This is a genomic window from Enterobacter sp. BRE11, assembly GCF_031844285.1.
Classification (GTDB): Bacteria; Pseudomonadota; Gammaproteobacteria; order Enterobacterales; family Enterobacteriaceae; genus Pantoea.
This window is the reverse complement of sequence record NZ_JAUZUX010000022.1, coordinates 33756-55401: the sequence shown is the minus strand read 5'-3', so window position 1 is coordinate 55401 and position 21646 is coordinate 33756. Positions and strand designations below refer to the sequence as shown.

The following is a 21646-nucleotide window of genomic DNA, read 5'->3' as shown; positions in this document are numbered from 1 at the left end:
TGAATCACGCCTGAAGGGAAAGCTGCACGTTATCAGCAAGCGTTACACTCAGCGCATTGAGCGACATAACCTGAATCTGAGACAACATCTGGCAAGGCTGGGACGGAAGTCACTGTCGTTCTCAAAATCGGTGGAGCTGCATGACAAGGTCATCGGGCATTATCTGAACATAAAACACTATCAGTAAGTTGGAGTCATTACCTCGAGATGCGGCAAAGCCCTTGTTCCCCCTCTTTCAGGCAATCCGCACGCTGAACGGTACACCCATCAGTGTCATTTTATTCAACGCCTTCACCCGCGCCCTTGCCTCGCCCACCTGCGCATCGTAATCACGCAGCGACAACCGTTCTCCGAACTGCATCTTCATCCGCGACATCGCCGTTTCCGCCAACGAACGCAGATGGTAGCCGATTTTAAGGTGTATCACGGCGGCTCATACTCTCAATAAATCCCTGTTAGTAAATGCCCCTGTTATAGCTCATTCATTGCCTGAGCCAGCAGTCGCGCAGCTACCTCAAGCGCAGGGGATTGAAAAAATCTTCAGATATATATCATCACTCTGAACATACCCGACTAACGGCAGAATCTCACGACTCTGCCGTTTTTGTATTATTTTTCAGAGGAGTAGTAATGAAAAATTCTGAAGGTTTGAAGTCATTTCAGCAATCGCTTTCCGGCCTACCGCAGTGGGTAACAGAGCGGATTCTGCAACAAATTAACCAGTTAACTGACTACGAGCCAGTGATCGGCATTATGGGTAAGAGCGGTGCCGGTAAATCCTCACTCTGCAATGCCCTGTTTGCCAGTGAGGTATCACCGGTCAGCGATGTGGCCGCCTGCACCCGTGAACCTTTACGCTTTCGTCTGCAGGTTGGCGAGCGCTATATGACCGTCGTGGATTTACCCGGTGTAGGCGAAAGTGGCGCTCGCGATACCGAGTATGCTGCGCTGTATCGCGAACAACTCCCCCGGCTCGACCTGGTTCTGTGGCTGATTAAGGCCGATGACCGGGCGCTGGCGGTGGATGAGCACTTTTATCATCAGGTGATTGGGGAGGCATACCGGCATAAGGTGCTGTTTGTTATCAGCCAGTCGGATAAGGTCGAGCCCACCAGCGGTGGGGGGCCATTGTCCAAAGAGCAGAAGCAGAATATCAGCCGTAAAATCTGTCTGCTGCATGAGCTGTTCCAGCCCGTACATCCAGTGTGTGCCGTGTCGGTCCGTCTTCAGTGGGGACTGCGGGTGATGGCCGAGCGAATGATTAAGTGCCTGCCACGTGAGGCCACCAGCCCGGTGGTGTCGCAACTCCAGCCTTCCTTTCGCACGACGGTAGTCCGGGAACAGGCGCGTAGCGATTTTGGTGAAACCGTCGGTGCTGTACTCGATAGCATCAGTGCCTTTCCCCTGATACCCGCCCCGGTGCGGGCCGTCATTCAGGCCGTGCGCACCACCGTGGTGTCAGTGGCCCGTGCCGTCTGGGATTTCTTCTTCTGAGTATTTAACCCATCCCTGTTACTTCCCTGCCCCTGTCGCCGATGCGACGGGGATTTCTTTTATTTGTTTTCCCATTATGAGGAGTCTGCTTATGACCCGTCTGGCTTCGCGCTTTGGCGCAGCAAACCTTATCCGTCGCGACCGTCCGTTAACCCGTGAAGAGCTGTTTCGCGTAGTGCCCAGTGTATTCAGTGAGGACAAACACGAGTCCCGTAGTGAGCGTTATACCTATATACCCACCATCTCCCTGCTCGACAGCCTACAGCGAGAAGGCTTCCAGCCATTCTTTGCCTGTCAGACCCGCGTGCGTGACCCGGGTCGTCGTGAACATACAAAGCATATGCTGCGCCTTCGTCGGGAGGGGCAGATTACCGGTAAGCAGGTGCCGGAAATCATTTTGCTGAATTCACATGATGGCACCAGTTCGTACCAGATGTTGCCGGGACTATTTCGCGCAGTTTGTCAGAACGGGCTCGTCTGTGGTGAGTCGTTTGGCGAGGTGCGGGTGCCGCACAAGGGGGACGTGGTGAGTCAGGTAATTGAAGGCGCGTATGAGGTACTGGGCATTTTTGACCGTGTGGAGGAGAAGCGGGATGCGATGCAGTCGTTGCTGTTGCAGCCTCCTGCGCAACAGGCACTGGCACAGGCTGCACTGACGTACCGGTTCGGGGAGGACCACCAGCCGGTTGCGCCGTCACAGGTGCTCTCCCCGCGCCGCTGGCAGGATGAGAGTAACGACCTGTGGACCACGTACCAGCGTATTCAGGAGAACCTGATTAAGGGCGGGCTCAGTGGTCGTAGCGCAAAAGGCGGGCGCACGCATACCCGTGCCGTGCGGGGCATAGACGGTGATGTGAAGCTTAACCGGGCACTGTGGGTGATGGCGGAAGCGATGCTCAGTGGTTTTCGGCCTGCGTGAGTTCACACTTTGCATCAGATAACGTTACGGCGGTGTTAATAAATGACACTCCCTGTCATTTTTGGTGGGAATTTTTGCCGAGTATTTCACCGAAAAATGGCGCAGGCCTGACAGATTCAGGCTTCAGGCCTTCCTCAAAATAGCGGCTCCAACAGACATATCCTGACAACCCCCTCCTTTAGAATCTCATGTCTTTCAACCGGTTAACCTGCACGGAGGAACCATCATGCCACCGACAGAGCGTCGCTACGACAGACTGGCGGTCAGGCTGTCGTTGATTATCAGCCGCCTCGTAGCGGGTGAAACGCTGGATATGCAAAAGCTCGCGACCGAGTTTGACGTGTCAGTCCGCACCCTCTACAGAGACTTTCGTGAACGGCTGATTTATCTGGATCTCGAATGCCATCAGGGCTGCTATCGCCTACGGACAGGGGCCGGGCCGCAGGGCGAGCTGGATGTCCTGACGTTTGCCCACCGTACCGGCATCGCCGGCCTCTTTCCGGGGCTGGACCGTCGGCTGGTGAGCCTGCTGCTGAACTGCGAGGGTGCCCCCTGCCTGACCGGAGATGCGGTTTCTGTGGGCTCACCTGCGACCCAGCTGTCCTTTTACCGGCTGGTACAGGCTATTACCACCTGCCAGCGCGTCACGTTGCTGACTGACGGAAATCGTTGCGAAAGACTGGCCCCTTACAGGCTGATTGCCCAGCAGAGCCACTGGTACTTGGTTGCGGAGCATCACGACCGTCCGGTGGTGTTTTCGCTCAGTGATATTCACCTTGTGCAGCCCCTCACTGAGAGTTTTAAACGCAACGAGCGCTTTTACCGACTGACAGAAGATTTAAGTTTTATCCGAGCACTGCCGCATTTTCAGTTTATTCAACAGGCAATCACCAACATAACTACAACCTAAAGGAAATCAGCTTCTTGCCGATACCCTTTTAGGGGAAATTCTACACACAACAAGGTATTTATGATGAAGCGAAACCTGAACACCAGCTACCGGCTGGTATGGAACGAAGTTTTGGGAGCATTTGTTGTTGTCTCAGAATTGGCAAAAGCAAAAGGAAAGCGCAGCACTGCTGTTCTCGCGCTGGCAGTTGCCGGACTGGTGGCAAGCCCTGCGGCACTGGCTGATGATGCGCCGGGAAACACCCGTACGGTAGCGGCCGGTGAGGTAGTCAATGGTGCGGTGATCGGCAATCACGACTCACAGATCGTTTTCGGTAAGACAAACAACACAGTCATCAACACAGGCCTGGAGTTCGGTGCTGATAATGATGACAACAGCGGTGGTCAGTGGGTACAGACGGGGGGCGTGGCAAACCAGACCACCATTAATAATAGCGGGCTGCAGGGTGTACTGGCTGGCGGCAGCGCCACAGACACCACAGTCAACAGCGGTGGTGGTCAGAGCGTGCATGGTCAAGCTTCAGATACCACGCTTGACGGTGGTACACAGTGGGTACACAGCGGCGGTATTACCTCCGGCACGATCATTAATAAAGACGGGGCTCAGCTGGTAAAAGCTGGAGCGCAGGCTACCGGTAGTGTGGTGAATACCGGAGCACAGGGTGGTCCCGATGCAGAGAACAACGACGGGCAGTGGGTTGCCGGTACCGCAACTGATACCACCATTAATAACGATGGTCGTCAGATTATTGCCGCTGGTGGCCTCGCTACCAGCACAGTGATTAAAGCGGACGGCGACCAGAGTGTGCACGGTTCGGCAATTAATACCCTGCTGGAAGGTGGCTTCCAGTACGTTCATGAAGGTGCCAGCGCCGAAGGTACAGTGATTAGCCAGAACGGCTGGCAGGTGGTGAAGAACGGAGCGACGGCAACGGATACCACTATCCTTAATGGTACTGGCACCGAGGTGGCAAACGGCAACAGCGCATCCTCGCAGAGTGTGCAGGCTGGTGGCTCTGCCCTGAACACCACTATCGGTGATGATTCACCCTCCGGCGAATTGCTGACCGACCTGTCGTATCAGATGGTGGATGGTGGACGTGCGGAAAATACCACCATCAATAATGGCGGGGTACAGTCGGTTTTTGCCGGTGGTACAGCTATCGGCTCGGTCGTGAATCGTGGTGGTCGGCTGGAAGTGTCCATCTGGCAGGATGAACCTGTTGCCGGGAAAACGGCAGTGGCCGGGTCGGCGAATAACGTCACAGTGGAAGCGGATGGCATATTGTCGGTGGATGCGGGCACTTCCGCGACGGATGTGGTCATCAAACAGGGCGGTGCATTATGGGCGACCACCGATTCCACGGTTACCGGGACGAACAGTCTTGGGGATTTCTTCATTGATGGCACCACGCATATCGCTACCAATGTCCTGCTGGAAAACGGCGGGCGTCTTGATGTACTAGGCAATGGCATCGCCGATACCACTACGGTTAATCAGGGCAGTATTCTGGCCGTCGCGACCGGTGGTAAGGCGCAGAACATCGTAATGCATGACGGCGGTGTGCTGATTGCCGATACCGGTGCAACGGTCAGCGGTACGAACACCACCGGCGCATTCGGCATTGACGGCGCAACCGGTAAGGCCAGCAACCTGCGTCTTGATAACGGCAGTCAGTTCACGGTACTGGGTAACGGCAGTGCGGATAACACCACAGTGGGTGCAGGCAGTACACTGAATGTGGCCCAAGGTGGCACGCTTACTGGTACCACCACATTTGGCGACGGTGCATCGCTGACAGGGAGTGCCACCAATAGCGGACAACTGCACTTCAGCAACGGTAACGCAGCCATCAGCGGTTCGGTAAGTGGTGACGGGCAATTACTCAAAGAGGGTAACGGTACCCTGACGGTCAGCAATGGCACGTTGTCTCAGTCACAGGTAACCCTGAATCAGGGAACGCTGGCGCTGAACAATGCGATCATCAACAGCGATATCATCGCACAGTCTGGTACCCAAGTGCGCCTGACTGGCAACTCGGTGATGAACGGCGCGATTGACCCGACTGACGTCACCCTCGACAGCGCTGCCAGCTGGAATATTCAGCGTGGGGCGGCAGTGAAATCGGTGCTCGATAACCTCGATAACGCCGGAACCATCAGTTTTACTCCAGCCACCGGTAGTCAATTTGTCCCGGAAACACTGACGGTCACCAATCTGACGGGCCGTAACGGCACCATCAACATGTCGATTCGTCTTGATGACCCGGCCTTCCCGACCGATATGCTGGTCATTGACGGCGGACAGGCAACCGGCAAAACTTGGCTGAACTTCACCCATACCGGTGATGCAGGGCTGGGCCTAGCGACAACCGGCAACGGCATCAAAGTGGTGGATGCGATTAACGGAGCCACCACTGAAGCCGGAGCCTTTGCGCTGGGCCGCAAATTGCAGGCCGGGGCGTACAACTACACCCTGAGCCACGGCAGTGCCGATGAAAACTGGTACCTCACCAGTGAAGCGGGTTACCGTGCCGAAGTGGCGCTGTACGCCTCTTTGTTTGCGCAGAGTATGGATTACGACCGTGCATTGGCGGGAACATACAGTCAGCGCAGCAGCGCCGTGAACGACCAAGGGATCTGGGGACGTATTCAGGGCGGGCATACCGGGCGTGATGGTAACGGCGGCATTGCACAGGGCGACACCCCGGAAAGCAGCGGCAGCTACGGTTTTATGCAGCTTGGTGGTGACTTGTTCAAGCATGATACCGGTACACTTTCCCTAACCACTGGTCTGTATGGCGCAGTAGGCCAATCGTCGGTGGATGTGAAAAACGACGATCGCTCTGCAGCAGGCAGCGTGCGTGACACGGTGTACAGCATCGGCGGCTATCTGACAGCAGTTCATGATGCCAGTGGATTGTGGGCAGATATCGTGGCACAAGGCTCCCGTCACAGCCTGAAAGCCAACTCTTCGGATAACCGTTTTGATACTGACGGCACTGGCTGGCTGGCCTCTGTGGAAACCGGTCTACCGTTTAACATCAGTCAGGGATTGGTGCTGGAGCCACAACTGCAGTACATCTGGCAAGGACTGTCTCTGGATGATGGGCATGACAACGGCGGTTACGTGAACTTTGGTGACGGCAGTGCGCAGCATGTCCGCGCCGGTATCCGTTTTGGCAGTTCGTCTGAAATGGACTTCGGTCAGGGTACCTCTGCGGTCACAGGGTTTGCTGACAGCATGAAGCGCAGCGCAAGTGAGCTTCCGGTGAACTGGTGGGTACGTCCGTCGGTCATCCGCACGTTCAGTTCCGATGGCGATATGAGCATGGGCACGGCGACTGCAGGCAGCAATGTCAGCTTCACCCCGTCTCAGAAAGGCACGTCGCTTGACCTGCAGGCGGGTATTGACGCACGAGTACGGCAGAATGTCACACTGGGCGTGCAGGGCGGTTATACCCGCAGCGTCAGCGGTAACAGCGTTGACGGTTACAACGGTCAGGCCACACTGAAAGTCACCTTCTGATAATCCTGCCACTCTAACCAGAGTGGTATCAGTAGTCCTCACAGCCCCTGTTGCTCTGGCAACAGGGGCTTTTTGCATTTAAGGAGGCATATGCCTGAATCTCACTTACTGCCACCGGGACCCTTCACCCGAAGACATGCGCAAGCGGTCACTACCACGTACAGCAATATCACCCTCGAAGACGACCAGGGCAGTCACTTCCGCCTTGTGGTTCGTGACACTGAAGGCCGGATGGTCTGGCGGGCATGGAACTTTGAACCCGATGCCGCTGAAAGTCTTAACCGCTACATCCGCACCTCTGGCATCCGTACAGGCACCTCCACCCGCTGACCGCGAAGCATTTACCCGCACATTTCACCTCCCCGAACACGCTTTATTCCCCCATTTGCCAGCCATCGCCGCTGGCGTTTTTTATTAACGGAGACATGCCCATGACAACACAGACGCAGTACGACCTCGCACCCGCTAACCAACCCGAATTTGAACTGACCGTCACGCCGGTCCCCGATGAACAGCGTATCGATTTCTGGCCACAGTACTTTGGCGCTATCCCGCAGTGGCTACTCCTGGAGCCGCATATCTTCGCCTGGATGGACCGCTTCTGTGAGGGCTACAGCGGTGGTATCTGGTCGTTCTACACCCTCAGCAATGGCGGCGCATTTATGTCCCCCGAGCCTGACAACGATGAGACATGGCGTCTGTTTAACTGCCTGAACGGTAACGATGCCCAAATGAGTGCAGAAGCAGCAGGTATTGCTGTCTGCCTGATTGCGTATAGCCACCATGCCTGCCGTACAGAATGTGACGCGATGACCGCACACTATTACCGCCTGCGGGACTACACCCTGCAACACCCCGAGTCACAGGCCATTCTGCGCATTATTGATTAAGGAAACTCATTATGGAAAAACTACTTTCCACACAGACTCCGGCATTTCCGCTGACTGCACAACGCACGATAAAACGCGCTTTAACGCTGCTTGATCACCACCTGCGCGAAACTGGCGTGGCATTCACGTCCGCCCAGGCTGCCCGTGACTGGCTGAAATTGAGAATGGCGGGACTGGAGCGCGAAGAGTTCATGGTGATGTACCTGAACCAGCAGAACCAGTTGATTGCCCACGAAACCCTGTTCACCGGTTCAATTAGCAGCACCGAGGTACATCCTCGGGAGGTGGTCAAACGCGCCCTGTATTTCAATGCAGCAGCAGTGATACTGGCGCATAACCACCCCTCCAGGGACACCACACCCAGTCAGGCTGACAAAGCCATTACGCAGCGTCTGGTGCAGGCACTTGCGCTGGTGGACATACGTGTTCCGGACCACCTTATCGTCGGTGGTAACCAGATACTGTCGTTCGCTGAACACGGTCTGTTGTGAGATGCATTTACCTTAAAGGAGAACATTAGTGAATGAAATGACCTGGGGCCTGCAGCGTGACGTCACACCACGCTTCGGTGTCCGGCTGGTGCAGGAGAGCAACCGACTGCACTATCTGTCTGACCGGGCCAGTATCACCGGTAAGTTCAGTGACGTTGAATGTCTAAGGCTGGATGAAGCATTCCCGCACTTTGTCCGTCAGATGGAATTGATGCTGACCACTGGCGATCTGAATCCTCGCCATACACACTGCGTCACCCTGTACCACAACGGTTTTACCTGTGAAGCCGACACCCTTGGCAGTTGCGGCTACGTATACATCGCCATTTACCCCACTCAGCGTTAATTACCTTCACGAGAGCAAACATGAAAACTTTACCTGCAACAACTCTGCGGGTGGTGAAGCCCTGCCTGTCACCCGTGGCTGTCTGGAAAATGTTACTGACACGCCTGCTGGAACAGCACTATGGTCTCACCCTCAACGACACACCGTTCAGTAAGGAACGTGTTATACAGGAACATATCGATGCCGGGATCTCGCTGGCTGATGCCGTGAATTTTCTGGTGGAAAAATACGAACTGGTGCGTATCGACAGGAAGGGGTTTAGCTGGCAGGAACAATCCCCTTATCTCCGGGCTGTAGACATTCTGCGAGCACGGCAGGCAACTGGCTTGTTGCGGCAAAGCCGTAAAAATTTGGTACGGTGAATATTACAGGCAGTGCTACTGGCTTTCATCACTATCCGGGGATGCTGGCAGCGAGATGAAGAGGGCAGGGTAGCAATTCCTTACCTGACCCATTACCTGACCCAAATTGCATCCAAAGAAAAAGGAGTTAGACGATTTCTCATCTAACTCCTTGTTTTATCTGGTGGCCCCTGTTGGGTTTGAACCAACGACCAAGCGATTATGAGTCGCCTGCTCTAACCACTGAGCTAAGGGGCCAGCGGAGCGGGGATTATAATGTATCTGTTTAGAGCGATCCAGCACTCACGCGCCAGATGCTGAAAAAACGTCCATCACATGAGTGCTTGATTAAACTAAACATTTCCAGAACACGCGGTCAAATTTTACCTGTTACGTACAGAAAAGGCGGCCAGGCAAACATGCTCCGATCCGCCTTTAAGCTGACTCATACCCACATTCCCAACTGAAAAATGTTAAGCACCAACCTCTCAATCGCGATAGCGCGACGCCGACTGGCTCAGCGAAAGATAGGGCAGCATCGCGCCGCGCGCCCGGTCATACTCCTGCCACAGCGCGATCTCCTCCAGCGCCGGGATAGTCACCGCTTCGCCCGCCTCCAGTCCCGCCAGCGCGGCATCCACCATCTCTTCCACTTCCATAATCATGCTGGCCGGTACCCCATCGATCGACGTGCCGGAGCGGTCAAAGATCTCCGTGCGCGTCACACCTGGCAGCACAGCCTGCACCTGGACGCCGCTGTTCGCCAGCTCGCGCTGCATTGAGCGGGTCAGCGTCAGCACAAAGGATTTACTGCCGTTATAGGCGCCGTTAAACATCTCATGCATCAGCGAGAGCACCGAGGCGATATTGATAATCACACCGCGTCCACGCGCGCGAAACGCATTGGCCGCCGCATGTGCCAGGCGGGTAGGGGCGATGATGTTGAGTGCCAGCATGGTCTGAATACGATCGATATCCGCATCGATAAACTCGCCGTCCACGCTCATACCGGCGTTATTCGCCAGCAGCGTAATCGCCGTGTTATCTCGCAGCTCCTGCTCGACGCGCTGCAAATCAGCTGTATCGGTCAGATCGGCGCGCAGAATACGCGCCTCAATCTGATGCTGCTGTTGCAGCGTCTGCGCCAGCGTCTCCAGCCGGGACTGGTCGCGCGCCACCAGGATCAGATCGTAGCCGCGCGCTGCAAGGCGCTGAGCGTAGGTGGCGCCGATACCGCTGGATGCGCCGGTGATTAAAGCAAAGCCTTGCGATGATGCTGACATGATAAACCCCTGTTGTATGATGGTTGTCATATTTGTAGTTAATATGACGTTCGTCATATTCATCGTCAAGCTGGAATATGATGGTCGTAATAATTACTATGAACAGCAGAAACTATCAGCGGGAAACGAGCGATGGATAAACAGAGCCATAAGGCGCGCACGCGGCAGCGCATTCTGAATGAGGCGGCACGGGTGATGCGCGAATGCGGCACGGAAAGCATCGGCGTGGCGGCGCTGATGAAGCGCGTCGGGCTGACGCACGGCGGCTTCTATGCGCACTTCGACTCGCGCGAGGCGCTGGTGCAGGCGGTTATCGCCGAAATGTTCACCGACTCGACGCAGCGTATGGCGCCGCTGTGGCAGGGCGCCGATCCGGCCGCGCAGCTGAACGCGCTGATCGACTACTACCTGTCAGAGTCGCATCGCGACTGTCGCGCCGAGGGCTGCCCGATGCCCGCGCTGGTCAGCGAGGTCGGCCATCTGCCGGAAGAGGCGAAAGCGATCTTTACCCAGGGCGTGACGTCGATGCTGCGGCGGTTAGGCGAGCTGCTTGCCGAGCTGGGGCAGCGCGACGCCGAGGCGCTCGCCAGCAGCCTGCTGGCTGAGATGGTCGGCGCGCTGGCGCTGGCGCGCGCCTGCCCGGATCAGGCGCTCTCTGCGGCCATGCTGGCGCGCAGCCGCCAGGCGCTGAAGCGCCGCACCGGGCTGGAGCAGGCAGCATGAGCGAGCACAACATCAGCGATATCATCGCGCCCGGTCTGGAAGTGCTGTTCTGCGGCATTAACCCTGGCCACTCCACGGCGCACACCGGCTATCACTTCGCCCATCCCGGCAACCGCTTCTGGAAGGTGCTCCGTCTGGCTGGCTTTACCCGCGAGCAGCTCCGGCCCGAAGAGGAGCAGCGGCTGCTGGAGACCGGCTGCGGCATCACCATGCTGGTTGAGCGTCCCACCGTGCAGGCGAACCAGCTGGCCGCTGAAGAGCTGCGCGACGGCGGCGCGCGCCTGACCGACAAGGTGCTCAACTACCAGCCGCGCGTGCTGGCGATCCTCGGCAAGGACGCCTTCAAGCGCGCTTTTAATCAGCGCAAGGTGGAGTGGGGCTTACAGGGCATTTTTATGGGTAAAACCCAGGTCTGGGTGCTGCCTAATCCCAGCGGGCTGAACCGTTCCTCGCTCGATGAGATCGTCGCGGCATACCGCCAGCTCTATGATGCGCTGCAGCAGGGCGTGAAATAGCCAGCGGCGAAAAAAGGGCAATAAAAAACCCCGGCGAGCCGGGGTTTTTTAACGCGAGCGGATTAGTCGTCCAGGAAGCTGCGCAGCACTTCCGAACGGCTCGGGTGGCGCAGCTTACGCAGCGCTTTCGCCTCAATCTGACGAATACGCTCACGCGTAACGTCAAACTGTTTGCCCACCTCTTCCAGCGTATGGTCGGTGTTCATATCGATGCCGAAACGCATGCGCAGCACTTTGGCTTCGCGCGCGGTCAGGCCTGCCAGCACGTCATGGGTGGCTGAACGCAGGCTCTCGGAGGTCGCAGAGTCGAGCGGCAGCTCCAGCGTGGTGTCTTCGATAAAGTCGCCCAGATGCGAATCTTCGTCGTCACCAATCGGCGTCTCCATAGAGATAGGCTCTTTGGCGATTTTCAGCACCTTGCGGATCTTGTCTTCTGGCATCAGCATGCGCTCGGCCAGCTCTTCCGGCGTCGGCTCGCGGCCCATCTCCTGCAGCATCTGGCGCGAGATACGGTTGAGCTTGTTGATGGTCTCAATCATATGCACCGGAATACGGATGGTACGCGCCTGGTCGGCGATAGAGCGGGTGATCGCCTGACGGATCCACCAGGTTGCATAGGTCGAGAACTTGTAACCACGACGGTATTCAAATTTATCAACCGCTTTCATCAGGCCGATGTTGCCTTCCTGAATCAGATCGAGGAACTGCAGACCGCGGTTGGTATATTTTTTCGCAATTGAAATCACCAGACGCAGGTTCGCTTCCACCATCTCTTTCTTCGCACGACGCGCTTTCGCTTCGCCGATAGACATGCGACGGTTGATATCTTTGACCTGCTCGATGGTCAGGCCGGTCTCTTCTTCGATCTGATGCAGTTTCTGCAGGCAGCGCATCACATCTTCTTCCACTTCTTTCAGCTTCTCTGACCAGGGTTTATTCATGGCCAGCGCGGCTTTGAACCAGCTCTCGCTGGTTTCGTTGCCGGTAAACAGCGTGATGAAGTTTTTCTTCGGCATTTTGCACAGTTCAACGCACAGCTTCATGATGATGCGCTCTTGCGTGCGCACGCGCTCCATCATTTCGCGCATGTTGTTCACCAGGTAGTCGAATTGCTTCGGCACCAGGCGGAACTGCTTAAAGACGTCAGAAAGGTTCTGAATCTCCGTTACTGCATCAGCATGGCTGCGACCTTTGCTCTTGATAACAAGGCGGGTCGTTTCATACTGCGTGCGCAGCTCGACGAACTTCTCGCGCGCCAGTTCCGGATCGATAGAGTTATCGTCGTCGGAGCTGTCGTCTTCGCTCTCTTCGTCTTCATCTTCGTCGTCGTCGCGGTCTTCCTGAGACAGCTCAGAGCCGACGTGGGTGGCGGTAGGCGCCAGATCTTCTTCAGCGTTTGGATCCACAAAGCCGGTGATCAGGTCGGAGAGGCGAGATTCGCCCGCTTCGACTTTGTCGTACTGCTCCAGCAGATAGGTAATGGCTTCCGGGTATTCCGCAACGGAACACTGAACCTGGTTGATACCGTCTTCGATACGCTTGGCGATGTCGATTTCGCCTTCGCGCGTCAGCAGCTCAACGGTACCCATCTCGCGCATATACATGCGCACCGGGTCGGTGGTGCGGCCAATTTCAGATTCTACGCTGGATAACACCTGAGCGGCGGCTTCCGCGGCATCTTCGTCAGTATCGGTGCTGTTTTCATTCAGCATCAGATCGTCGGCGTCAGGGGCTTCTTCCACCACCTGAATGCCCATATCGTTAATCATCTGGATGATGTCTTCGATCTGATCGGAGTCGACGATATCTTCCGGCAGATGGTCATTGACCTCAGCATAGGTCAGATAGCCTTGCTCCTTACCACGGGTGACAAGCAGCTTAAGCTGTGACTGCGGGTTTTGCTCCATAAGACGGTATCCACACTTCTGTTAATTAGATTGGTGTCGGTCGGCAGCGAGCCAACTATAACAGTGAAGGCGTTGTATTATTGCCGCTGCCTTCGTCGCGGCCAGGGCTTTTGCCCCTTATATATCGGCACTTAAGCCGCTTTGTATTCTGTTCGAGGCTACCTTACTTGCCAGTTTCCGTTCTGGCAGTGCTCGCACTCCTCACGTACTTCAGTACGCTCCGGGTGCTGCGCGCTGGCAGAACGAAAACTGGCTGCGACGGCTACGCCTCTGTTACTGTGCGTTCTGGCCTGTCTGACTTCACCGCCGACGGCCCTGCTACCTTGCGCTCTGAACGGTAGGCTTTCTCGCCTTGCCCGCTAAGAGTCTGTTCTGGACTATCTGACTTTCTCGCCTGGGCCCTGCCAGCGCGCTCTGAATTGGGCCGGCTTCTTTACCCAGTCGTACTAACAGCGCGCGCGGCGTAATGCCAAATTCGTCACGTCTCCGGCCTGGCTTATCGCGTCGCTTAGCCTCGGCTTGCGGCGCATTGCCCCAGAAACGAATGGGCCAGAGATGCGCTTTTCGCTACGCGCAACATTCTGACCCAGTGACATTCTACTTTTTCGCCAGCGCCTGGCTTAATGTCCAGAATTCACGGCGCTCTTCCGCGCTTAAACCCTGGGTGCGATCGCGAGCGATCAGCTCTTCAAGACGTTGTTCAAGCGCGGCGTCGTAAATGCTCGCCAGCGAGTCGTGAAACACCGCTTCAACTTCCTCATCCACTATCATGTGGTTCCACGTGGCTAAGGTTTCAAGCGTCTGGCTAAAATTTGTGCCGCGATATAACTCTAGTAGCTGTCCGGTCGTCAATCCAAGATTCTCAGTGCAGCGGCTGACTAATTCAGCAAACAGCTGCAGGCCCGCCATCTTTACCTGCGACAACCCTTCAAGCGTTGGCACCAGGGTTGCAAGATGCGGGTTTTGCACCAGTAGCGCCACCAGCACGCGCATCGTGGTGCGCTTTAGCGGCGGCGCTGTCGGCGCGGCGCCGCTGGGTGCCAGCTTCGGCATCAGCTTCTCTAACTGGTTATCGTCAAGAATCCCGAGTTTATTACCCAGTTCCTGACGCATATAGATGCGCAGCGTCTCGCCGGGGATCTGGCTAATCAGCGGCAGGGCCAGCGTGCTCAGGCGCGCTTTACCGTCGCGCGTGCTCAGATCGACCTGCGGCAGCAGCGAGTCGAACAGGAAAGAGGAGAGCGGCATCGCCTGCTCCATACGCGCTTCAAACGCCTCTTTACCCTCTTTACGCACCAGCGTGTCTGGATCTTCGCCGTCCGGCAAAAACATAAAGCGTAGCTGACGTCCGTCATTCATGTAAGGCAATGCGGTTTCCAGCGCGCGCCAGGCGGCTTCCCGACCCGCGCGGTCGCCGTCGTAACAGCAGATCACGGTATCGGTGCTGCGGAACAGCAGCTGAATATGCTCCGCCGTTGTGGAGGTGCCCAGCGACGCCACGGCATAATCAATGCCGAACTGCGCCAGCGCCACCACGTCCATATAGCCTTCCACCACTAGCAGGCGGGCAGGCTGCGGATGATGCTTTTGCGCTTCATACAGGCCGTAAAGCTGACGGCCCTTATGGAAAATCGGGGTTTCCGGCGAGTTCAGGTACTTGGGCGTATCGTTGCCCAGCACGCGGCCGCCGAAACCAATTACGCGTCCGCGCTTGTCGCGGATCGGAAACATGACGCGCTCGCGAAAGCGGTCATAGGTGCGGCCCTTATCGTTGGAAACCAGCATGCCGGCTTCCATCAGGGACTCGCGATCCTCTTTATTGCCGCCGAAGCGCTTTAAAACGTTATCCCAGCCCGGCGGCGCGAAGCCGATAGCGAAATGCTCAATCACCTCGGCGCTTAAGCCGCGGTTGCTGAGATAATCGCGCGCCGCGCGCGCATTAGACTGCGTCAGGCTCTGCTGATAAAACCCGTTAAGGCTCTCCATCAGCTGATAGAGGCTCTGGCGCTGATGACGCTCCATCTGGCTCGGGCCGCTGCCCGCTTCGTAGGGCACTTCCAGACCATGCTGCGTTGCCAGCTCTTCGATGCTCTCGACAAATTCCAGCCGATCGTAATTCATCAAAAAGTCGATGGCGTTGCCGTGCGCGCCGCAGCCGAAACAGTGATAAAACTGCTTCTCGCCGTTTACGGTGAAAGAGGGGGTTTTCTCATTGTGGAAGGGACAACACGCGTGGAAGTTCTTGCCCTGCTTTTTCAGCTTAACGCGGGCATCGATAAGATCCACGATATCCGTGCGGGCAAGCAGATCATTGATAAAAACGCGCGGGATTCTTCCAGCCATAAGCCCCAGTTTTTCAGCTCATAAACGGCAACAAGCCGCGCTTCCCTTCGGAAAGCACGGCCTCTTACTTGACTCTGTCTGCGTTTAACACGCGGTGGAGGCGAACCTCCGGAAGAACTTAGTACAGACGAGTGCGGCGTGCGTTTTCGCGAGCCAGTTTCTTGGCGTGACGCTTAACTGCAGACGCTTTAGCGCGCTTACGTTCTGTGGTCGGTTTTTCATAGAACTCACGACGACGAACTTCAGCCAGAACGCCTGCTTTCTCGCAGGAACGCTTGAAGCGACGCAGTGCTACGTCGAATGGCTCGTTTTCACGTACTTTAATTACCGGCATGTAACTCTCACCTCGATAAAATTCGGTTTTTGCTGCTGACTGCGGCGCCAGCACATTTCAAAATGGTGCAGCATTTTACTCCAACGCGAGTCGGTTTGTAAAGCACCATGGACAATTAAGAACCAACAGGAGCGTTTGCCGATGCGGCTGCCGGTTTATTTCAAGGGTGCGGAGTATAGCGCACTCTTTGCGCGCCACGAAATCACTTTTTGCAGCGAAAGCGTCGACGAACGCGGGCGTGGCTATGCTACACTGCGCGCCGCAAGTAAGGGGTAAGTGCTATGCGAATTCTGGGTATTGAAACATCCTGCGATGAAACCGGCATCGCAATCTATGATGACGAAGCGGGCCTGCTCGCCAATCAGCTTTACAGCCAGGTGAAACTGCACGCCGATTATGGCGGCGTGGTGCCGGAACTGGCGTCGCGCGATCACGTGCGCAAAACCGTGCCGCTGATACAGGCGGCGCTGAAACAGGCGAACCTGCAGCCGCAGCAGATCGACGCCGTCGCCTATACGGCGGGGCCTGGGCTGGTCGGCGCGCTGCTGGTCGGGGCCACTATCGGCCGCTCGCTCGCCTTCGCGTGGAAGGTGCCTGCGGTGCCGGTACACCATATGGAAGGGCATCTGCTGGCGCCGATGCTGGAAGAGAATCCGCCGCAGTTCCCGTTTGTGGCGCTGCTGGTATCGGGCGGCCATACCCAGCTGATTAGCGTCACCGGCATCGGCGAATATGCGCTGCTGGGCGAGTCTATCGACGACGCCGCAGGGGAAGCGTTCGACAAAACCGCCAAGCTGTTAGGGCTCGACTATCCCGGCGGCCCGATGCTGTCGAAAATGGCGCAGCAGGGCATGGCGGGACGTTTTACCTTCCCACGTCCGATGACCGATCGCCCCGGACTCGACTTTAGCTTTTCCGGCCTGAAAACCTTTGCCGCCAATACCATTCGCGAGAATGCGGACGACGCGCAAACGCGCGCCGATATCGCCCGCGCCTTCGAGGATGCGGTGGTCGATACCCTGATGATCAAGTGCAAGCGCGCGCTGGAGCAAACCGGCTTTAAGCGGCTGGTGATCGCGGGCGGCGTCAGCGCCAACCGCACGCTGCGCGAGCGGATGGCGCAGATGATGCAGGCGCGCGGTGGAGAAGTCTTCTATGCCCGTCCTGAGTTCTGCACCGACAACGGCGCGATGATCGCCTATGCGGGCATGGTGCGTCTGAAGGGCGGCACGCGCGGCGGGCTGGGCGTCAGCGTACGCCCTCGCTGGCCGCTGGCGGAACTGCCGGCTATTGAAAGCCATTAAGATAACAGCGCTATTTTTCTTACCGACGGCAGCTAAACTTCGCAAGCGGGTGAGACGGACCGAGGAGCAAAGCGTTCCGCGACAGGGATGTCGCGGGCCGAGCTGGCAGGATGCCGCTTTTTGCGTCTTTGCGATCGGGCCGTCTCACCTGCGTCGGCTCCCGACCGTAAAACAGAACAGTCTTTATTTCTTCTCTTCGTCGCGCGCTTTCCTGCGCTTCCAGATTTTACTCTCCTGCCCGCGCCACAGCCGCTGAATATTGTCGTGATGACGCAGCAAAATCAGGCATGACAGCATCGATACCGGAAAGGTGAACTGCGGCTTAAACCACCAGACGTAGAAAGGCGCAATCAGCGCGCTGACGATGGCGCCCAGCGATGAATAGCCGCTCAGCAGCACCGTCAGCAGCCAGGTGCCGGTCATCAGCCCGGTTAAGTCCCAGCCGATCGGCGCGATGGCGCCCAGCGCGGTGGCGACGCCTTTACCGCCGCGAAAGCGAAAAAAGACCGGATAGATATGGCCGAGACAGGCTGCGATTGCGGTAAGGCCAAGGTAAAGCGGTGCGAGATGCAGCAGATAGGCCAGCCAGACTGGCACCATGCCTTTGAGAATATCGAAAACCAAAACGCAGGCCGCAGCGGCTTTGCCGCCGATGCGCAACACATTGGTCGCGCCAGGATTGCCTGAACCCTGAGTACGCGGATCGGGCAGTCCGGCGATTTTGCAGACCAGAATGGCGCTCGAAATCGAACCGCAAAGATAGGCGAAAAAAATCATACCAGGCGCGATAGCACTCATATTACCGTACCGTTTCCTTTAGGGTCGTTTTGTCTTCGTGAACCGTGGATAATACGCATTATATGCCGGAAGTGGTATCCGGCTTAGCCAAAAACAGAGAGTGTCATCATGGATATCGTTTTTATCGAACAACTCACGGTGTACACCACCATTGGCGTTTACGACTGGGAACAGGGTATTCAGCAGAAGCTGGTGCTCGATGTCGAAATGGCGTGGGACAACCGGCTGGCGGCGCGCAGCGACGATGTAAACGACTGTCTGAGCTATGCCGACGTTTCTGAGGCGATCCTCACGCACCTGAGCGGCACGCGCTTCGCGCTGGTGGAGCGGGTAGCGGAAGAAATCGCGGACCTGCTGATGACCCGTTTCAGCACGCCTGGCGTGCGCATAAAAGTCGCCAAACCGGGCGCGGTGGCGCAGGCCAGCCAGGTGGGTGTGCGCATCGAGCGCGGGACTATTCCTAAATGAATCGGTTGTGATTGCCATCACAATGAAACCAAACCAAATTATTGTCTGTCATAACGGTCGCCGTTGCGTTGTGAAGCGCACAGGTCGCCGCAAGCCTTAAGGTTTCCCTCAGGCAGGCGATGGCAAAATTTCAGGCGGAAGCAGACGCGCGACCGCCTTTTTAATGGGTTTGAAACGGATATAAGGAAAATGTGATGGCAGATATTCATCAGCTTTGGGTGGCTGCAATCCTGGGCATCGTGGAGGGGCTGACGGAGTTTTTGCCGGTCTCCTCCACGGGGCACATGATTATTGTTGGCCACCTGCTGGGGTTCGAAGGCGATAAAGCCGAAACTTTTGAAGTGGTCATTCAGCTCGGATCGATCCTCGCCGTCGTGGTGATGTTCTGGCGTCGTCTGTTTGGTTTGATCGGCATTCACTTCGGTGAAGTGAAGCATGAAGGGGTAGGACGCGGCCATCTGACGCTGATCCATATCCTGCTGGGCATGATCCCCGCGGTGGTCATCGGGCTGCTGCTGCATGACCAGATTAAAACGCTGTTTAATCCCATTAACGTTATGTACGCGCTGGTGGTCGGCGGCGTGCTGCTGCTGGCGGCGGAATACCTGAAGCCGAAACAGCCGAAAGCGGTAGGCATTGACGACATCACCTATCGCCAGGCCTTTATGATCGGCTGCTTCCAGTGTCTCGCGCTCTGGCCGGGCTTCTCTCGCTCTGGCGCCACCATTTCCGGCGGCATGCTGATGGGCGTCAGCCGCTACGCGGCGTCGGAGTTCTCGTTTATCCTCGCTGTGCCGATGATGATGGGCGCCACCGTCCTCGATCTCTATAAAAGCATCGGCTTCCTGACGATGAACGATTTCCCGATGTTTGCTGTCGGCTTCGTCACCGCCTTCGTCGTGGCGCTGATTGCGATCAAGGCCTTCCTGGAGCTGATTAAACGTATCTCGTTTGTCTCTTTCGCCATCTACCGCTTTATTGTGGCGGCAGCGGTCTACGCCATCTTTATGTAACGCCTGCGCGGCCAGCAATCAGGCTGGCCGCATCACCGCAATGCCCTGCGCCACGGCAGCGATACGCCGCCGCGTTAACTCCTCTCGCACCTCCGCCCCTTTGAACCCCGCCTCGATAACCGCTTTGGTCGGCACTGACTGCGCCAGCGCGAACGCCTGACGCAGATAATCGCCCTGCGGATAGGGCAGGCTCTCAAGGCCAGCGCGACCGCGCGCGTCCGCCTCGCTGGTCAGCGCGATTTGCTCAACCCGATGCGGCTTGCGCCAGGCGTCGATGCGGTCGAACAATGCCACTAAGGCGTCCGCTGACTGACGTTCGATGGTATGCACCACGTCGTGGAATTCGGTCACGATCAGCGCCAGATCGCGAATGGCGTTGGGCACGCGCAGGCGCTGGCAGATCGCCTCCACCAGCGGCACGCCCGCGGCGCCGTGGCCGTGATGGCTCGGCCACTTCTCCGGCGGCGTCAGCGCCTTGCCGACGTCGTGAAACAGCGTGGCGAAACGCACGTCGATCTCGTCCGACAGCGACGCCGCCATCGTCAGCGTCATCAGGGTATGCACGCCGGTATCGATCTCCGGATGCCACCTCGCTGGCGCAGGAATGCCGTAGAGCCTGTCAAGCTCGGGAAACAGCACCTCAAGCGCGCCGCAGTCGCGCAGCGTCTGGAAATAGACCTGCGGATTGCGCGACGTCAGCGCCTTCTCCGTCTCCTTCCAGACGCGCTCGGCGGTGAGATGGCTCAGCTCGCCGCTGGCCGCCATCTGGCGCATCAGCGCCTGAGTCTCATCGGCAATGCGAAAGTTAAGGTGAGCGAAGCGCGCGGCAAAGCGCGCCACGCGCAGCACGCGCAGCGGATCCTCGTTAAAGGCGTCGGAAACGTGGCGCAGCAGGCGCGCCTGCAGATCGCGTTCGCCGTGAAAGGGATCGATCAGCTCGCCGTTTTCCCGCTGCGCGATGGCATTAATAGTCAGATCGCGGCGTTGCAGATCCTGCTCCAGCGTCACGTCGGGTGCGGACCAGGTGACGAAGCCGGTGTAGCCGTTGCCGCTTTTCCGTTCGGTACGCGCCAGCGCGTATTCTTCACGGCTTTGCGGATGCAGAAAGACCGGAAAATCGCGGCCGACCTGCTGAAAACCCTGCGCCAGCATCGACTCCGGCGTCGCGCCGACTACCACCCAGTCCCGGTCTTTGACCGGTAGTTTTAACAGCGCATCGCGAACGGCGCCGCCTACTAAATACGTCTTCACTCAACAACTCCAGAGATAATAAAAAGGCGCGCCGGACGGCACATCCGCCGCGAAACATTCAGCGCGCTTGTTGCTCTATTGTTGCACACAATGGCCAGATTGCAGGCATGACGAAAAGGGCATCAAAGGATGCCCTGGCGTATGAAACGCAAAACGCAGGAAAATTAATTCATCCAGCGATCTTTTTTCTTACGGCGCGGCACCATGTGCGGCAGCACCAGCCCCAGCAGCAGCCCGACGCCCAGCACGCCGCCGCCATACATAAACCACTGCATAATGATGGTGCGCTGCTTGTCATCCAGCTGAACGTTGGCGGCGTTGACTTTTTTCTGCGCCACGATCAGCTCGTTTTTCAGCTTCTGGTTCTCTTCTTTCAGGCCGTTGATGACGCTGTCGCTATTGGCGACCTTGTTCTGCATCTCGGCGGTGCGCTGGTTCCAGCTGTTGTCGATATTGCCCAGCTTTGCCGTCAGATCTTTGACCTGCTGCTCCAGCTGCGGCACGCGGGTGCGCAGGCTCGGTTCGGCGCTGAGCTGCGACAGCGGGATCCAGGCGGTACGGCCTTCCGAATCGCGGATCTGGCCGTAGTTGGTATCGTTGTTGGTCTGCACCAGCTGCACTTCTTCGCCCGCGTTGAGCTTGCCGAGCAGGCGATACTGATCGCCCGGTCCGCTGCGAATCCAGGTGGATAATTCGTCGGAGATATAGCGTTTTTCATCTGCATGGACTGGTGCGAGCGTGCTGATAGCCAGCAAGGTAAGGCCTGCGATTACAATTTTTTTCATTCG

At 57.1% G+C, this 21646-nt stretch carries 22 protein-coding genes, 1 tRNA gene and 1 pseudogene; 15 read left to right on the top strand and 9 right to left on the bottom strand.

The window, feature by feature from the left end:
• Positions 1 to 187: IS1 family transposase (locus Q9R34_RS19845; RefSeq protein ID WP_001317571.1), on the top strand; the 187-nt coding region annotated here is incomplete at its 5' end.
• A 48-nt stretch (positions 188 to 235) separates the two neighbouring features.
• On the opposite strand, the pseudogene Q9R34_RS19840 reads toward Q9R34_RS19845, so the two are convergent.
• Positions 236 to 415: pseudogene (locus Q9R34_RS19840) on the bottom strand (IS5/IS1182 family transposase); the annotation flags it as partial.
• Between the two features lie 215 nt (positions 416 to 630).
• Between Q9R34_RS19840 and Q9R34_RS19835 the strand changes: the two are divergent.
• From Q9R34_RS19835 to Q9R34_RS19795, 9 genes are all read left to right on the top strand, one after another.
• Entirely contained in the window at positions 631 to 1494 is an 864-nt protein-coding gene (locus Q9R34_RS19835; protein ID WP_001581464.1) for a GTPase family protein, read from the top strand.
• 91 nt (positions 1495 to 1585) lie between these two features.
• Entirely contained in the window at positions 1586 to 2413 is an 828-nt protein-coding gene (locus Q9R34_RS19830; protein ID WP_000197390.1) for a DUF932 domain-containing protein, read from the top strand.
• Between the two features lie 226 nt (positions 2414 to 2639).
• Complete coding sequence (locus Q9R34_RS19825) at positions 2640 to 3323, top strand: helix-turn-helix transcriptional regulator (RefSeq protein ID WP_001135318.1); 684 nt, start codon at positions 2640 to 2642, stop codon at positions 3321 to 3323.
• 63 nt (positions 3324 to 3386) lie between these two features.
• Complete coding sequence (locus Q9R34_RS19820) at positions 3387 to 6851, top strand: AIDA repeat-containing protein (protein WP_000828064.1); 3465 nt, start codon at positions 3387 to 3389, stop codon at positions 6849 to 6851.
• 90 nt (positions 6852 to 6941) lie between these two features.
• The gene (locus Q9R34_RS19815; protein ID WP_001115184.1) at positions 6942 to 7181 is read left to right on the top strand and encodes a DUF905 domain-containing protein; all 240 of its coding nucleotides are present in this window, start codon (positions 6942 to 6944) and stop codon (positions 7179 to 7181) included.
• A 101-nt stretch (positions 7182 to 7282) separates the two neighbouring features.
• Positions 7283 to 7741 (top strand): antirestriction protein, encoded by a 459-nt coding sequence (locus Q9R34_RS19810; protein ID WP_000211839.1) that lies wholly within the window; start codon positions 7283 to 7285, stop codon positions 7739 to 7741.
• 8 nt (positions 7742 to 7749) lie between these two features.
• The gene (gene radC, locus Q9R34_RS19805) at positions 7750 to 8232 is read left to right on the top strand and encodes a RadC family protein (RefSeq protein ID WP_180837426.1); all 483 of its coding nucleotides are present in this window, start codon (positions 7750 to 7752) and stop codon (positions 8230 to 8232) included.
• 28 nt (positions 8233 to 8260) lie between these two features.
• Complete coding sequence (locus Q9R34_RS19800) at positions 8261 to 8578, top strand: type IV toxin-antitoxin system YeeU family antitoxin (protein ID WP_001004647.1); 318 nt, start codon at positions 8261 to 8263, stop codon at positions 8576 to 8578.
• 20 nt (positions 8579 to 8598) lie between these two features.
• Positions 8599 to 8940: a TA system toxin CbtA family protein gene (locus tag Q9R34_RS19795; RefSeq protein WP_014641112.1), complete on the top strand. Its 342-nt coding sequence runs from the start codon at positions 8599 to 8601 to the stop codon at positions 8938 to 8940.
• A 161-nt stretch (positions 8941 to 9101) separates the two neighbouring features.
• Here the strand turns inward: Q9R34_RS19795 and Q9R34_RS19790 are convergent.
• A tRNA-Ile gene (locus tag Q9R34_RS19790) sits at positions 9102 to 9177 on the bottom strand.
• A 230-nt stretch (positions 9178 to 9407) separates the two neighbouring features.
• Positions 9408 to 10202 carry an SDR family NAD(P)-dependent oxidoreductase gene (locus Q9R34_RS19785; protein WP_485896005.1) on the bottom strand — a complete coding sequence of 265 codons (795 nt, stop codon included), beginning with the start codon at positions 10200 to 10202 and terminating at the stop codon, positions 9408 to 9410.
• A gap of 132 nt (positions 10203 to 10334) precedes the next feature.
• Here Q9R34_RS19785 and Q9R34_RS19780 point away from each other — a divergent pair, with 132 nt between their 5' ends.
• Positions 10335 to 10925 (top strand): TetR/AcrR family transcriptional regulator, encoded by a 591-nt coding sequence (locus Q9R34_RS19780; RefSeq protein ID WP_485896003.1) that lies wholly within the window; start codon positions 10335 to 10337, stop codon positions 10923 to 10925.
• Positions 10922 to 11440, top strand: a complete 519-nt coding sequence (mug, locus tag Q9R34_RS19775) for a G/U mismatch-specific DNA glycosylase (RefSeq protein WP_485896001.1) — start codon at positions 10922 to 10924, stop codon at positions 11438 to 11440. The genes Q9R34_RS19780 and mug overlap by 4 nt, the downstream gene beginning before the upstream one ends.
• A 62-nt stretch (positions 11441 to 11502) precedes the next feature.
• On the opposite strand, the gene rpoD is transcribed toward mug, so the two are convergent.
• The 3 genes from rpoD to rpsU form a co-directional block, all read right to left on the bottom strand.
• Positions 11503 to 13347: an RNA polymerase sigma factor RpoD gene (gene rpoD / locus Q9R34_RS19770; RefSeq protein ID WP_434125165.1), complete on the bottom strand. Its 1845-nt coding sequence runs from the start codon at positions 13345 to 13347 to the stop codon at positions 11503 to 11505.
• 597 nt (positions 13348 to 13944) lie between these two features.
• Entirely contained in the window at positions 13945 to 15690 is a 1746-nt protein-coding gene (gene dnaG, locus Q9R34_RS19765) for a DNA primase (protein WP_485895999.1), read from the bottom strand.
• 118 nt (positions 15691 to 15808) lie between these two features.
• Positions 15809 to 16024: a 30S ribosomal protein S21 gene (gene rpsU, locus Q9R34_RS19760; protein ID WP_001144069.1), complete on the bottom strand. Its 216-nt coding sequence runs from the start codon at positions 16022 to 16024 to the stop codon at positions 15809 to 15811.
• Positions 16025 to 16305: 281 nt separating this feature from the next.
• On the opposite strand from rpsU, the gene tsaD reads away from it, so the two are divergent.
• A complete protein-coding gene (gene tsaD / locus Q9R34_RS19755; RefSeq protein WP_485895973.1) occupies positions 16306 to 17328 on the top strand; it encodes a tRNA (adenosine(37)-N6)-threonylcarbamoyltransferase complex transferase subunit TsaD in 1023 nt (340 codons plus the stop codon).
• A 183-nt stretch (positions 17329 to 17511) separates the two neighbouring features.
• Here tsaD and plsY read toward each other — a convergent pair whose 3' ends face one another.
• Positions 17512 to 18126: a glycerol-3-phosphate 1-O-acyltransferase PlsY gene (gene plsY, locus Q9R34_RS19750; RefSeq protein ID WP_485895972.1), complete on the bottom strand. Its 615-nt coding sequence runs from the start codon at positions 18124 to 18126 to the stop codon at positions 17512 to 17514.
• A gap of 108 nt (positions 18127 to 18234) precedes the next feature.
• Here plsY and folB point away from each other — a divergent pair, with 108 nt between their 5' ends.
• Both folB and bacA read left to right on the top strand, forming a co-directional pair.
• Positions 18235 to 18594, top strand: coding sequence for a bifunctional dihydroneopterin aldolase/7,8-dihydroneopterin epimerase (gene folB / locus Q9R34_RS19745; protein ID WP_434125173.1), 360 nt, complete (start codon positions 18235 to 18237; stop codon positions 18592 to 18594).
• A 194-nt stretch (positions 18595 to 18788) separates the two neighbouring features.
• A complete protein-coding gene (gene bacA, locus Q9R34_RS19740; protein ID WP_434125175.1) occupies positions 18789 to 19607 on the top strand; it encodes an undecaprenyl-diphosphate phosphatase in 819 nt (272 codons plus the stop codon).
• A gap of 18 nt (positions 19608 to 19625) precedes the next feature.
• Here the strand turns inward: bacA and Q9R34_RS19735 are convergent, their stop codons facing one another.
• Positions 19626 to 20858 (bottom strand): multifunctional CCA addition/repair protein, encoded by a 1233-nt coding sequence (locus Q9R34_RS19735; RefSeq protein WP_485895969.1) that lies wholly within the window; start codon positions 20856 to 20858, stop codon positions 19626 to 19628.
• Between the two features lie 164 nt (positions 20859 to 21022).
• Complete coding sequence (locus tag Q9R34_RS19730; RefSeq protein ID WP_485895967.1) at positions 21023 to 21643, bottom strand: TIGR04211 family SH3 domain-containing protein; 621 nt, start codon at positions 21641 to 21643, stop codon at positions 21023 to 21025.
• Positions 21644 to 21646 lie beyond the last annotated feature (3 nt).

Excerpts from the sequence above, each read along its gene's own strand:
- Q9R34_RS19835 (WP_001581464.1), top strand. The coding sequence starts at position 631 with ATGAAAAATTCTGAAGGTTTGAAGTCATTTCAGCAATCGCTTTCCGGC.
- Q9R34_RS19830 (WP_000197390.1), top strand. The coding sequence starts at position 1,586 with ATGACCCGTCTGGCTTCGCGCTTTGGCGCAGCAAACCTTATCCGTCGC.
- Q9R34_RS19825 (WP_001135318.1), top strand. The coding sequence starts at position 2,640 with ATGCCACCGACAGAGCGTCGCTACGACAGACTGGCGGTCAGGCTGTCG.
- Q9R34_RS19820 (WP_000828064.1), top strand. The coding sequence starts at position 3,387 with ATGAAGCGAAACCTGAACACCAGCTACCGGCTGGTATGGAACGAAGTT.
- Q9R34_RS19815 (WP_001115184.1), top strand. The coding sequence starts at position 6,942 with ATGCCTGAATCTCACTTACTGCCACCGGGACCCTTCACCCGAAGACAT.
- Q9R34_RS19810 (WP_000211839.1), top strand. The coding sequence starts at position 7,283 with ATGACAACACAGACGCAGTACGACCTCGCACCCGCTAACCAACCCGAA.
- Q9R34_RS19795 (WP_014641112.1), top strand. The coding sequence starts at position 8,599 with ATGAAAACTTTACCTGCAACAACTCTGCGGGTGGTGAAGCCCTGCCTG.
- Q9R34_RS19785 (WP_485896005.1), bottom strand. The coding sequence starts at position 10,202 with ATGTCAGCATCATCGCAAGGCTTTGCTTTAATCACCGGCGCATCCAGC.
- Q9R34_RS19780 (WP_485896003.1), top strand. The coding sequence starts at position 10,335 with ATGGATAAACAGAGCCATAAGGCGCGCACGCGGCAGCGCATTCTGAAT.
- mug (WP_485896001.1), top strand. The coding sequence starts at position 10,922 with ATGAGCGAGCACAACATCAGCGATATCATCGCGCCCGGTCTGGAAGTG.
- rpoD (WP_434125165.1), bottom strand. The coding sequence starts at position 13,347 with ATGGAGCAAAACCCGCAGTCACAGCTTAAGCTGCTTGTCACCCGTGGT.
- dnaG (WP_485895999.1), bottom strand. The coding sequence starts at position 15,690 with ATGGCTGGAAGAATCCCGCGCGTTTTTATCAATGATCTGCTTGCCCGC.
- rpsU (WP_001144069.1), bottom strand. The coding sequence starts at position 16,024 with ATGCCGGTAATTAAAGTACGTGAAAACGAGCCATTCGACGTAGCACTG.
- tsaD (WP_485895973.1), top strand. The coding sequence starts at position 16,306 with ATGCGAATTCTGGGTATTGAAACATCCTGCGATGAAACCGGCATCGCA.
- plsY (WP_485895972.1), bottom strand. The coding sequence starts at position 18,126 with ATGAGTGCTATCGCGCCTGGTATGATTTTTTTCGCCTATCTTTGCGGT.
- folB (WP_434125173.1), top strand. The coding sequence starts at position 18,235 with ATGGATATCGTTTTTATCGAACAACTCACGGTGTACACCACCATTGGC.
- bacA (WP_434125175.1), top strand. The coding sequence starts at position 18,789 with ATGGCAGATATTCATCAGCTTTGGGTGGCTGCAATCCTGGGCATCGTG.
- Q9R34_RS19730 (WP_485895967.1), bottom strand. The coding sequence starts at position 21,643 with ATGAAAAAAATTGTAATCGCAGGCCTTACCTTGCTGGCTATCAGCACG.